The organism is Bradyrhizobium sp. P2_E8 (genome assembly GCF_056403875.1).
In genome coordinates this window covers 1-11,424 of the sequence record NZ_JBFUES010000133.1, presented here as the reverse complement: position 1 = coordinate 11,424, position 11,424 = coordinate 1, and the positions used below count along the sequence as shown (strand labels likewise).

12 protein-coding genes and 1 tRNA gene are annotated in these 11,424 nt (G+C 64.2%); 4 read left to right on the top strand and 9 right to left on the bottom strand.

Translation table 11 applies throughout. From position 1 onward, the window contains the following. The 6 genes from AC1D00_RS10225 to AC1D00_RS10200 form a co-directional block, all read right to left on the bottom strand. Positions 1 to 187 (bottom strand): ATP-binding cassette domain-containing protein (locus tag AC1D00_RS10225; RefSeq protein ID WP_477010580.1); only part of this gene is annotated, 187 nt, incomplete at its 3' end. 6 nt (positions 188 to 193) lie between these two features. Beyond that, positions 194 to 1,042, bottom strand: coding sequence for a sn-glycerol-3-phosphate ABC transporter permease UgpE (gene ugpE / locus AC1D00_RS10220; RefSeq protein ID WP_135175190.1), 849 nt, complete (start codon positions 1,040 to 1,042; stop codon positions 194 to 196). Next, positions 1,042 to 1,923 carry a sn-glycerol-3-phosphate ABC transporter permease UgpA gene (ugpA, locus tag AC1D00_RS10215; RefSeq protein WP_477010579.1) on the bottom strand — a complete coding sequence of 294 codons (882 nt, stop codon included), beginning with the start codon at positions 1,921 to 1,923 and terminating at the stop codon, positions 1,042 to 1,044. Before ugpA ends, ugpE begins: the two co-directional genes overlap by 1 nt. 49 nt (positions 1,924 to 1,972) lie before the next feature. Further along, positions 1,973 to 3,289 carry a sn-glycerol-3-phosphate ABC transporter substrate-binding protein UgpB gene (gene ugpB / locus AC1D00_RS10210; protein WP_135175188.1) on the bottom strand — a complete coding sequence of 439 codons (1,317 nt, stop codon included), beginning with the start codon at positions 3,287 to 3,289 and terminating at the stop codon, positions 1,973 to 1,975. A 373-nt stretch (positions 3,290 to 3,662) separates the two neighbouring features. After that, entirely contained in the window at positions 3,663 to 4,868 is a 1,206-nt protein-coding gene (locus AC1D00_RS10205) for a CaiB/BaiF CoA transferase family protein (RefSeq protein WP_135175187.1), read from the bottom strand. A 207-nt stretch (positions 4,869 to 5,075) separates the two neighbouring features. Next, positions 5,076 to 5,501 (bottom strand): organic hydroperoxide resistance protein, encoded by a 426-nt coding sequence (locus AC1D00_RS10200; protein ID WP_011083560.1) that lies wholly within the window; start codon positions 5,499 to 5,501, stop codon positions 5,076 to 5,078. A gap of 154 nt (positions 5,502 to 5,655) precedes the next feature. On the opposite strand from AC1D00_RS10200, the gene AC1D00_RS10195 reads away from it, so the two are divergent. Next, positions 5,656 to 6,114, top strand: coding sequence for a MarR family winged helix-turn-helix transcriptional regulator (locus AC1D00_RS10195; RefSeq protein ID WP_477010578.1), 459 nt, complete (start codon positions 5,656 to 5,658; stop codon positions 6,112 to 6,114). A 6-nt stretch (positions 6,115 to 6,120) separates the two neighbouring features. On the opposite strand, the gene AC1D00_RS10190 is transcribed toward AC1D00_RS10195, so the two are convergent. From AC1D00_RS10190 to AC1D00_RS10180, 3 genes are all read right to left on the bottom strand, one after another. Beyond that, entirely contained in the window at positions 6,121 to 6,363 is a 243-nt protein-coding gene (locus tag AC1D00_RS10190; protein ID WP_025576685.1) for a GIY-YIG nuclease family protein, read from the bottom strand. A gap of 277 nt (positions 6,364 to 6,640) precedes the next feature. Then, a tRNA-Ala gene (locus AC1D00_RS10185) sits at positions 6,641 to 6,716 on the bottom strand. A gap of 99 nt (positions 6,717 to 6,815) precedes the next feature. Continuing rightward, a complete protein-coding gene (locus tag AC1D00_RS10180) occupies positions 6,816 to 7,223 on the bottom strand; it encodes a TIGR02300 family protein (protein WP_025576686.1) in 408 nt (135 codons plus the stop codon). 161 nt (positions 7,224 to 7,384) lie between these two features. Here AC1D00_RS10180 and aroA point away from each other — a divergent pair, with 161 nt between their 5' ends. From aroA to rpsA, 3 genes are all read left to right on the top strand, one after another. Further along, a complete protein-coding gene (aroA, locus tag AC1D00_RS10175) occupies positions 7,385 to 8,722 on the top strand; it encodes a 3-phosphoshikimate 1-carboxyvinyltransferase (protein ID WP_477010577.1) in 1,338 nt (445 codons plus the stop codon). Continuing rightward, complete coding sequence (gene cmk / locus AC1D00_RS10170) at positions 8,719 to 9,357, top strand: (d)CMP kinase (protein ID WP_092190353.1); 639 nt, start codon at positions 8,719 to 8,721, stop codon at positions 9,355 to 9,357. The genes aroA and cmk overlap by 4 nt, the downstream gene beginning before the upstream one ends. Positions 9,358 to 9,625: 268 nt before the next feature. Next, complete coding sequence (gene rpsA / locus AC1D00_RS10165; RefSeq protein ID WP_477010576.1) at positions 9,626 to 11,332, top strand: 30S ribosomal protein S1; 1,707 nt, start codon at positions 9,626 to 9,628, stop codon at positions 11,330 to 11,332. Positions 11,333 to 11,424 lie beyond the last annotated feature (92 nt).

Sequence of the window (11,424 nt, the reverse complement as noted above, 5' to 3'; positions counted from 1 at the left end):
TGTCGATCTCGCCGCCGGTGACGGTCTCGAGCCCCGCGACCATGCGCAGCAGCGTGGACTTGCCGCAGCCCGAGGGACCGACCAGCACGCAGAACTGACCGTCGGCGACATCGACGTTGACGCCCTTGATGGCCTCGAAGCCGCCGGTGTAGGTCTTGCGGACGTTGCGCAGGGTGACGTTAGCCATGAAAACTCACTTTTCGGTCTCGACCAGTCCGCGCACGAACAGCTTCTGCATCGCGACGACGACGAACACCGGCGGCAGCATGGCCAGCACGGCGGTCGCCATCACGATCGGCCATTCGGTCAGCGCGTCGGTGGTGGTGATCATCTTGCGGATGCCGACCTGGATGGTCTGCATGTCGTCGCGGGTGGTGATGAGCAGCGGCCAGAGATATTGATTCCAGCCGAGGATGAATAGGATCACGAACAGCGCCGCCATGTTGGTGCGCGACAGCGGCAGCAGCGTGTCCCAGAAGAAACGCAAGGGGCCGGCGCCGTCGATGCGCGAGGCCTCCAGCAATTCGTCCGGCACGGTCATGAAGAACTGCCGGAACAGCAGCGTTGCGGTGGCCGATGCGATCAGCGGCAGCGACAGGCCGGCATAGCTGTCGAGCATGTGCAGATCGGCGACGATCTTGTAGGTCGGGTAGATGCGCACCTCGACCGGCAGCATCAGGGTGATGAAGATGATCCAGAAGATCGCCATCCGGAACGGAAAGCGGAAATACACGATTGCATAGGCCGAGATGATCGAGATCGCGATCTTGCCGATCGCGATCGCCAGCGCCATCACCAGCGAGTTCAGCATCATGTTGCCGACGGGCTCGCGGGTCGAGCCGCTCGTGCCGACGAAGATGGTCTGGTAGTAGACCTCGAAGAAATGCCCGCCGGGCAGCAGCGACATCTGTCCGTTCGCGATCAGCGCGTTGTCCTGGGTCGAGGCGACGATCGCGATGTAGACCGGGAACGCGACGATCGCGATCCCGATCCAGAGAATGGCGTGGGCGACGTAGCGCCTGATACCCTCGTCCTCGACCATCAGTAGGTCACCTTGCGTTCGACGAAGCGGAACTGGATTCCCGTCAGCACGATGACCATGACCATCAGGATCACCGACTGCGCCGCCGAGCTGCCGAGATTGCCGCCGAGCAGGCCGTCGGAATAGACCTTGTAGACCAGCGTGACCGTCGATGTTCCGGGACCGCCGCGGGTCATGGTGTCGATGATGCCGAAGGTGTCGAAGAAGGCGTAGACGATGTTGACGACCAGCAGGAAGAAGATCGTGGGCGACAGCAGCGGGAAGGTCACGGTCCAGAACCGGCGCATCGGACGGGCGCCGTCGATCGCGGCGGCCTCGAACACGCTTTTCGGGATGGCTTGCAGGCCGGCGAGGAAGAACAGGAAATTATAGGAAATCTGCTTCCAGGCGGCGGCGAGGATGATCAGCGCCGCCGCCTGGTCGCCGTCGAGCAGCGGATTCCAGTCGACGCCCATTCCGCGCAGATAGCGCGACAGTACACCGAGCGAGGGATGCAGCATGAAGATCCAGAGCACGCCGACGACGGGTGGCGCCACCGCATAGGGCCAGATCAAGAGCGTGCGGTAGAGCATCGAGCCGCGCAGCGGCTTGTCGGCCATCACGGCGAGCAGCAGCGCGAACGACAGCGACGACACGGCGATCGCGAACGAGAAGAAGAAGGTCCGGACGATCGCCGCGAAATAGGCGGGGTCCTTGAACAGCTCGATGTAATTCTCGAACCAGACGAAGGTGCTCGACAGACCAAAGGCATCCTGGAGCAGGAAGGACTGGATCACCGCCTGCAGGGCGGGCCAGTAGAAGAATATCAGGACGATCGCGAGCTGCGGCGCAACCAGCGCGTAGGGCAATAGCTTTGATTGGAAAATGGCTTGCTTTTGCATGATGTCATGGGAAGCGGCAGGCCGGGTCGCGGCCTGCCGCTTCGATGCCTTACTTCACTGCGGTCTTTTCGAACTGGCGCAGCATGGTGTTGCCGCGCTCGACGGCGGCGTCGAGCGCCTGCTTGGCGGTCTTCTTGCCGGCGAGCGCCTGCTCGATCTCTTCCGACCAGACGTCACGGAGCTGCACCATGTTGCCGAGGCGCAGGCCGCGCGAATTCTCGGTCGGCTCCTTGTTGGTCAGCTCGAGCAGCGGGGTCTCGAGATAAGGCTGATCCTTGTAGAAGCCTTCTTCCTTCGCCTTGGCGTAGGCCGCCTTGGTGATCGGCAGATAGCCCGAGGCCTTGTGGATGTAGACCTGGCGATCGGTGTCGGAGAGGAAGGTCAGGAACTTCGCGACGCCCTTGTATTCCTCGGCCGACTTGCCGCCCATGACCCAGAGCGAGGCGCCGCCGATGATCGAGTTCTGCGGCGCGCCCTTGGCGTCCGGATAATACGGCATCGGCACCGCGGTGAAGGCGAACTTGGCCTGCGCCTTGACGTTGCCGAAGAACGCCGACGAGGTCAGATAGATCGGGCATTCGCCTGATGTGAAGCGGCCTTCGCCGGTGTTGGTGCGGCCGGCATAGTCGTAAGTCTTGGTCTTCTGGAGCTCGACCAGGGTTTCGAGATGCTTGACCTGGAGCGGGCCGTTGAACTCCAGCACGGTGTCGAAACCGTCGAGGCCGTTGGCCTTGCTGGCGAGCGGCACGTTGTGCCAGGCGGAGAGCTGCTCGAGATTGACCCAGGTGACCCAGGAGCCGGAGAAGCCGCAGGTGTCATGACCCGCAGCCTTCAGCTTCTTGGCGGCCTCGAACGTTTCGGGCCAGGTCTTGGGGATCTCGACATTCGCCTTCTTGAGCTCGTCGAGGTTGACCCACATCACGGTCGAGGACGAATTGAAGGGGAACGACAGCATCTCGCCCTTCGACGTCGAATAGTAGCCGGTAATGGCGGGCAGGTAGATCTTGGGATCGAACTTCTCGCCGGCCTCGGCCATCAGCTTGTAGACCGGCTTCACCGCGCCGGTCGCGGCCATCATGGTCGCGGTGCCGACTTCGAACACCTGCATGATGTGCGGGGCATTGCCGGCGCGGAACGCGGCGATGCCCGCGTTCATCGTATCAGGGTAGTTGCCCTTGTAGGTCGGGATGACCTTGTAGTCGCTCTGCGACGCGTTGAAGTCGGTGGCAAGCTTGACGATGACGTCGTTGTTGGCGCCGGTCATCGCGTGCCACCACTGGATTTCGGTCACGGCCAAGGCCGGAGAGGCCGACATGCCGACCGTGATTGCAAATGCGGCAGCCGCCCCAAAATGTCGAAGAGCCATCAAGAAAACCTCCCTTGCCCGTCAATAAGAAGCGCTTGCGCTAGCAGCGCCGTATGACGTTCACATGACTGTGTATGCGGCCGAAACGAAAGCGGCAAGCGCGGGAAAAGGGAAGCCGTCAAATAGGCGAAGACGCCGCGGGCAGCCTCCTCCATTCGCGCTGCACATGCGTGCTCGCGCCGCAGTGCGGCATTGGATGATGTGGGGCTGGCCGAGGCCGCGGGTTCGAATACCTCTCCCGCTTGCGGGAGAGGTCGCGCCGAAGGCGTGGGTGAGGGTTCGCTCCTCTGGGGATTGTCCCATGTAGAGACTCCCTCTCCCGCAAGCGGGAGACGGAGTGCACCTGCCCCGACGCTCGATCTTCGTCTTTATCTCAGCGCTTGCGCTCGGGGCCGCAGACGGTGCCCTTCTCGACCATCGCGTCGATCTCGGCCTTGGAATACCCGAACTCGCCCAGCACCTCCGCCGCGTGCTGGCTGAATTTCGGCGGCAGCCGGCGCAGGCTCGGCTTGCTGCGGTCGAGCCGGATCGGCGAGGCCACGCCCTTGTACCAATCCTTCTCGATGACATCGCCGCGGGCGATCGTGTGCGGGTTGGTCAGCGCCTGGTCGATCTTCTGCACCGGGCCTGCGGGCAGGCCCGCTGCGAGCAGGCGATTGCAAAGCGGCTCGGCCTCGTGCTGGCTGAACACGGCGGCCAGCTCGGCGCGCAGCGCCTCGCGATTGGCGATGCGGTCCTTGTTGCGGGCAAAGCGCGGATCGGTGCCGAGCTCGGGCTTGCCGATCTCCTTGGCGAGCTTGCGGAAGGTGCCGTCATTGCCGACGCCGATGAAGATGTTGTCGGTCTTCGTCGGGAAGATCGCGTAAGGCACGAGGTTGGGATGCTCGTTGCCGGTCAGGCCAGGGGGCTTGCCATGCATGAAATAGTTCGCGGTGTGCGGATGCATGATGGCAAGGCCGGTCTCGTACAGCGTGGTCTCCAGGAACTGGCCCTTGCCCGAGCGCTGCCGCTCCGACAGCGCCATCAGGATGCCGATCGCGGCATAGAGGCCGGTCGTGATGTCGACCAGCGGCACGCCGATCCGCATCGGGCCGCTCTCGGGCGAGCCGGTCGCCGCGATCATGCCGGTCATGGCCTGGATGATGGCGTCATAGCCGGGATTGCCGCCGCGCGGGCCGTCGGCGCCGAAGCCGCAGATCCGGCAATGCACGAGGCGCGGGAATTTCTCGCGCAGCACCTCGTTGCCGATGCCCCATTTCTCCAGCGTGCCCGGCTTGAAATTCTCGATCAGGACGTCGGCGGTCTCCAGCATCTTCAGCAGCACGACGCGGCCGCCCTCGGAGGCGAGGTCGAGGCCGATCGAGCGCTTGTTGCGGTTGATGCCGATGAAATAGGCCGCGTCTTCGTCGTGGAAGGGAGGGCCCCAGTCGCGCACCTCGTCGCCGGCGGGCGGCTCGACCTTGATCACGTCGGCGCCATGGTCGGCGAGGATCTGGGTGCAGTAGGGACCGCCGAGCACGCGCGTGAGATCGATGACGCGCAGTCCGCTCATTGCACCCGTAACGGCTTCAGAACTCATGCCTTCGCTTCCCCTGTGTCGATCGTTGGTCACAGGCCTAGCGAGGTTTTTTTGCGCCAGCAATGGCTTGTTGCGTAGGGCCGCATGCACCGCCGCGCGTCAATCCCGCGGCATGGCAAAACAGGATCTGGCAAAACAGGATCCGGTAAATCAAACGGAAGCGGCCGGCCCGAGGGGGATCCCGGGCCAGCCAATCCGCATTTTCGATCAGACGACCGTCAGGCGAACGTCGACATTGCCGCGCGTGGCATTGGAATAGGGGCACACCTGGTGCGCCTTGGCGACCAGCGCTTCGGCCTCGGCACGGGCAAGRCCCGGCAGCGAGACGGCGAGGTCGATGTCGAGGCCGAAGCCGCCTTCCGAGCGCGGGCCGATGCCGACGGTCGAGGTGACGGCGGCGTCGGCGGGAACCTTCGGGCCGCCCTGCGAGGCCACGAACTTCATCGCGCCGATGAAGCAGGCGGCGTAGCCGGCCGCAAACAGCTGCTCGGGATTGTTGCCGGCACCGCCGCCGCCGCCGAGTTCCTTCGGCGTGGTGAGCTTGACGTCGAGCGCGCCGTCGAGGGTCGCGGCATGGCCGTCGCGGCCGCCGGTGGCTTTTGCGCTGGTCTTGTACAGGACGTTCACGGACATTTTCGTCTCCTCAGGTCTTCCGGTTGGGACGACGCGTATATCGCAAGCAATTAGATTGCGCGCAATTGAAATTTGCATGCCTCACATTTAATTGTTCGCAATTGAATGTCCGGCCGGCCGGTCCCAGAATGGAGGAAACCGCGTGAGATTCGCTATGCCCCGGAAATTATCGACGCTGGACCCGCAGCGCCTCGACAACCAGATCTGCTTCGCGGTCTATTCGGCCGCGCACGCCTTCAACCGCGTCTACAAGCCGCTGCTCGACCGCCTCGGCCTAACCTATCCGCAATATCTGGTGATGCTGGTGCTGTGGGAGCGCGACGATGTGCCGGTCAAGGACATCGGCGAAAAGCTGTTCCTGGATTCGGGCACGCTGACGCCGCTGCTCAAGCGCCTCGAGGCCGCGCACCTCGTCAAGCGCACACGCTCGCGCGAGGACGAACGCCAGGTGCTGATCGCGCTGACCCCGCAGGGCCACGCGCTGAAGGACAAGGCGCGCGCCGTGCCGCAGTCGATCCTGGCGGCGTCGGATTGCTCGGTGTCGGAGCTGGTGGCGATGAAAGACGAGATCGTCGCGCTGCGCGATCGGCTCAATGCGGTGATTGGGGAGTAGGGGGTTTCAGTAGAGGCGCTTCTTCGTAAAAGCACGGCCCGAATGTGACTTGAGATACTTCTCGAATGCCAGGGCTTTGAGCTTATCGGGGAAGGCGCAATACCAAACGAGCATCCATGGCTTGAATTTGGCCGTGTGAGCGGATTTGCCGGCGTTGTGCTCGGGAATGCGCCGTTTCAGATCTTCAGTGGCCCCGATGTATTCCTGCTCGGGAAATTCGATGCTGCGGAGGATGTAGACATACCACATTGACGGTTTCCGCCTGGGCAGTCGCTAGGGCAGGGTAGGAGAAGGTCATAGTCCGTCTTCGCCCTGCGGGTTACGCCGGACACCACGCTTCCCCCTTCGGGCTCTGCGCGGCTGCGCCACGCGTAGCCCACGGATATTGGCGGCTTCCGCATAACCAGTCGATAGGATGGTGAGGATCGTTACCAGTCCGTCTTCGCCCTACGGGCTTCGCCGGACACCACGCTTCGCCCCTCGGGCCCCGCGCGGCTGCGCCACGCGTAGCCCGAAGGGCGAAGCGTGGTGGAGCCAGGCGGGATCGAACCGCCGACCTCTTGCATGCCATGCAAGCGCTCTCCCAGCTGAGCTATGGCCCCTTAAGTCTTCCAGTGGGGAGGATCCTGGGGGATCCGTCCCGGCCGGCGAGCCCTAGGCGACTCGCGCGGTGCACCCTTTTTCACAGATCAGGGCTGATCTCAAGTCTCTTCATCGCCTCCGACATCACCAATGATGTCGGTCACGTCCTCATCGCCCTCTTCTTCGTCGGCGATGAAGGTCGAATCATCGTCATCGTCGTCATCGAGGGTCTCGTCGACCTCGATATCGTCCTCCGATTCGGGCACGACCGCCTTGACCTTGCCGCTGTTCTCCTCGGCATCGGCCTCCTCGAGCGAGACCTCCTCGACCTCTGCCGGCTCCGGCGTGGTGTCGGCGGCGGCCGCGTGGCGGGCTTCGGCGCCACGAGGCACGCGGGCCGGCGCCACGGGCGCGATCGGGACCACTTCGCCGGTATAGGGCGAGATCACCGGATTCTTGTTGAGGTCGTAGAACTTCTTGCCCGTGGTCGGGCAAATACGTTTGGTTCCGAGTTCGGACTTGGCCACGGCAGAGGAATCCTGGGAATGTCTGAAAAGCGGTGTTTCACTTGGCTAGTTGGCGGCCCGCTGTCAATAGCGCATTACGGGAGAAAGACATGCCGGTGACGGGGCGCGGACCATGTGGTACCTGCGCCCCAGCTCTCCGGAGCACATCCAAGGACACAATCTTGACCCATTCCGACCAACCGAGGCCGCTTCATTCGCGCGCAAACGGTCCCCTGACCGGGAAAGTACGGGTGCCCGGGGACAAGTCGATCTCCCACCGCGCCCTCATCCTGGGCGCGCTCGCGGTCGGCGAGACCAGGATTTCGGGCCTGCTCGAGGGCGAGGACGTCCTCAACACCGCCAAATCCATGCAGGCGCTGGGCGCCAGCGTGGAGCGCACCGGCGATTTCGCCTGGAAAGTGCAGGGCGTGGGCGTGGCAGGCTTCGCCCAGCCCAAGGCGCCGCTGGATTTCGGCAACTCCGGCACCGGCTGCCGGCTGGTCATGGGTGCCGTCGCCGGCTGCCCGATCTCGGCGGTCTTCGACGGCGACGCGTCGCTGCGCAGCCGTCCCATGCGCCGGATCCTGGACCCGCTCGAGAAGATGGGCGCCAGGGTCGTCTCCGGCGGCGAGGGCGGCCGTCTGCCGCTGACCGTCCAGGGCGCGCGCGATCCGCTGCCGATCACCTACAAGACCCCGGTCGCCTCGGCCCAGATCAAATCCGCCGTGCTGCTCGCGGGCCTGGCGGCGCCGGGCATCACCACGGTGATCGAGAACGAGGCCAGCCGCGACCATACCGAGCTGATGCTGAAGCACTTCGGCGCCGACATCACCTCCACGAAGGAGGGCGTGCACGGCCGCCGCATCACGCTCAAAGGCCAGCCCGAGCTGCATGGCGCCAATGTCGTGGTGCCCGCCGATCCCTCCTCGGCGGCCTTCCCGGTTGTTGCGGCGCTGATCGCCGAGGGCTCCGATGTCGTGCTGTCGGATGTCATGACCAATCCGCTGCGCACCGGCCTGTTCACCACGCTGCGCGAAATGGGCGCCTCGATCGAGGAGAGCGAAGTGCGCGGCGATGCCGGCGAGCCGATGGCGCAGCTGCGCGTGCGCGCGTCAAAGCTGCGCGGCGTCGAGGTGCCGCCGGAGCGCGCGCCCTCGATGATCGACGAATATCTCGTGCTGGCGGTGGCGGCCTCCTTCGCCGAAGGCACGACCATCATGCGCGGCCTGCAAGAGCTGCGCGTCAAGGAATCCGACCGCCTCGAGGCCACCGCCGAGATGCTGCGCGTCAACGGCGTCAAGGTCGAGGTCTCCGGCGACGATCTGATCGTCCACGGCCACGGTCACGTTCCGGGTGGCGGCCTCGTCGCCACCCACATGGATCATCGCATCGCGATGTCCGCGCTGGTGATGGGCKGCGCCTCCGACCAGCCGGTGACCGTCGACGACACCGCCTTCATCGCCACCAGTTTCCCGGACTTCATTCCGATGATGCGTTCGCTTGGGGCCGAGTTTTCATGATCATCGCCATCGACGGGCCCGCGGCCTCGGGCAAGGGGACGCTGGGCAAGCGTCTCGCTCATCATTACGGCTATCGTCATCTTGATACCGGCGTGATCTATCGCGCGGTCGCCTACGCCCTGATGCAATCGGGTCATGATCTCCGCGACGAGGCGGCTGCGGTGGCGGCGGCGCTGGAATTGGATCCGGAAAAGTTCGGCGATCCTGCCCTGAAGACCCAGAAGGTCGGCGAGGGCGCCTCGATCGTCTCGGCAATCCCAAGGGTTCGCGAGGCACTGGTCAATTTCCAGCGGCAATTCGCCGCCGATCCGCCGGGGGCGGTGCTGGACGGCAGGGACATTGGAACCGTGATCTGCCCTCATGCCGACGTGAAGATCTTTGTCGTGGCGGACCCCAAGGTTCGCGCCCGCCGCCGCACCATGGAGGCCAAGGCGCGGGGCGAGGAGGCGGACGAGGCGGCCGTGCTCGCCGACATCATCCAGCGCGACGAACGCGACAAGAATCGGCCGATTGCACCGCTGAAACCTGCCCCCGATGCTTACTTGCTAGATAACTCCCAACTGGATATAGAAGGCGGCGTCCGGGCCGCCATCGACATTATCGAGGCCGTCCGAGCGGGCCGGTCGCGGGGTTAAGCCGCAGCCGTCATTGGAGGAAGCGCCCGCTCCCGCTCTTTGAGGTCGATACCCCCGGTCCGCCTGTTTCGGGACCGGTGCGATCCAGGCTCCGGACAAAGATTTCCACGTATCGAACGCGCGGGCCTCAGCCGGCCCGTTTCCGCCGTTCCGGTGCCAGGCCGGGGCAGCAAGCGGTCGCTCGAAGGTCTTGCGGACCTTCCGACACTGCGCGTGCGATGCGCCCATGAACCCAACGGCCGGCAAGACATCCGCAACTGGAGAACAAATGGCTTCGACTTCTGCTGATACCTATAGCCCCTCGCGCGACGATTTCGCCGCGATGCTCGACGAGTCCTTCGCAGGTGGCAACCTGCAGGAAAGCTCCGTCGTCAAGGGCAAGGTGGTTGCAATTGAAAAGGACATGGCCGTCATCGACGTCGGCCTGAAGACCGAGGGCCGCGTCGCCCTGCGCGAATTTTCCGGCCCCGGCCGTGACAGCGAGATCAAGGTCGGCGACGAGGTGGAAGTGTTCCTCGATCGCATCGAGAACGCCCTCGGCGAAGCCGTGCTGTCGCGCGACAAGGCGCGCCGCGAAGAGAGCTGGGGCAAGCTCGAGAAGGCGTTCCAGAACAACGAGAAGGTCAACGGCGTCATCTTCAACCAGGTCAAGGGTGGCTTCACCGTCGACCTSRACGGTGCCGTGGCCTTCCTGCCGSGCTCGCAGGTCGACATCCGTCCGRTCCGCGACGTTGCGCCGCTGATGAACAACTCGCAGCCGTTCCAGATCCTGAAGATGGACCGCCGCCGCGGCAACATCGTCGTCTCCCGCCGCACGGTGCTGGAAGAGACCCGCGCCGAGCAGCGTCAGGAGCTGGTGCAGAACCTCGAAGAGGGTCAGGTCATCGACGGCGTGGTCAAGAACATCACCGACTACGGTGCGTTCGTTGATCTCGGCGGCATCGACGGCCTGCTGCACGTCACCGACATCGCGTGGCGCCGCGTCAACCATCCGACCGAGGTGCTCTCGATCGGCCAGACCGTGAAGGTCAAGATCATCAAGATCAACCACGAGACGCACCGCATCTCGCTGGGCATGAAGCAGCTGCTGGACGATCCGTGGCAGGGCATCGAAGCCAAGTACCCGCTGGGTGCCCGCTTCACCGGCCGTGTCACCAACATCACCGACTACGGTGCGTTCGTCGAGCTCGAGCCGGGCATCGAAGGCCTGATCCACGTCTCCGAGATGTCGTGGACCAAGAAGAACATGCACCCCGGCAAGATCGTCTCGACCTCGCAGGAAGTCGAAGTGCAGGTGCTGGAAGTCGATTCCGTCAAGCGCCGCATCWCGCTCGGCCTCAAGCAGACCATGCGCAACCCCTGGGAGGTCTTCGTCGAAGGTCACCCGACCGGTTCGGTGGTCGAGGGCGAGGTCAAGAACAAGACCGAGTTCGGTCTGTTCCTGGGTCTCGAAGGCGACGTCGACGGCATGGTCCACCTCTCCGACCTCGACTGGAAGCTTCCGGGCGAGCAGGTGATCGACAACTACAAGAAGGGCGACATGGTGAAGGCCGTGGTGCTCGATGTGGACGTCGAGAAGGAGCGTATCTCGCTCGGCATCAAGCAGCTCGAAGGCGACCCCTTCGCCGAGCCGGGCGATGTCAAGAAGGGCGCGGTCGTGACCTGCGAAGTGCTCGAAGTGAAGGAGAGCGGTATCGAGGTGAAGATCGCCGGTACCGACTTTACCACCTTCATCAAGCGCTCGGAGCTCGCGCGTGACCGCAACGACCAGCGCGCCGAACGCTTCGCCGTCGGCGAGAAGGTCGATGCCCGCGTGATCCAGTTCGACAAGAAGGCCCGCAAGGTCCAGGTGTCGATCAAGGCGCTCGAAGTCGCCGAAGAGAAGGAAGCCATCGCGCAGTACGGCTCCTCCGATTCGGGTGCGACGCTCGGCGACATCCTCGGCACCGCGCTCAAGAATCGCGACAGCAAGTAAGCGAAACGTTCGTTTCGCTGACATCAAAGCCCCGGCGCGAGCCGGGGCTTTTTTGTTGCGATCGTCGTCCCGGCGAAGGCCGGGACCCATAC

What these genes read in the sequence shown, in the direction of transcription:
- AC1D00_RS10195 (WP_477010578.1), top strand. Translation starts at nt 5,656, where the DNA reads ATGCCCCGGAAATTATCGACGCTGGACCCGCAGCGCCTCGACAACCAG.
- ugpE (WP_135175190.1), bottom strand. Translation starts at nt 1,042, where the DNA reads ATGGTCGAGGACGAGGGTATCAGGCGCTACGTCGCCCACGCCATTCTC.
- AC1D00_RS10190 (WP_025576685.1), bottom strand. Translation starts at nt 6,363, where the DNA reads ATGTGGTATGTCTACATCCTCCGCAGCATCGAATTTCCCGAGCAGGAA.
- ugpB (WP_135175188.1), bottom strand. Translation starts at nt 3,289, where the DNA reads ATGGCTCTTCGACATTTTGGGGCGGCTGCCGCATTTGCAATCACGGTC.
- ugpA (WP_477010579.1), bottom strand. Translation starts at nt 1,923, where the DNA reads ATGCAAAAGCAAGCCATTTTCCAATCAAAGCTATTGCCCTACGCGCTG.
- cmk (WP_092190353.1), top strand. Translation starts at nt 8,719, where the DNA reads ATGATCATCGCCATCGACGGGCCCGCGGCCTCGGGCAAGGGGACGCTG.
- AC1D00_RS10205 (WP_135175187.1), bottom strand. Translation starts at nt 4,868, where the DNA reads ATGAGTTCTGAAGCCGTTACGGGTGCAATGAGCGGACTGCGCGTCATC.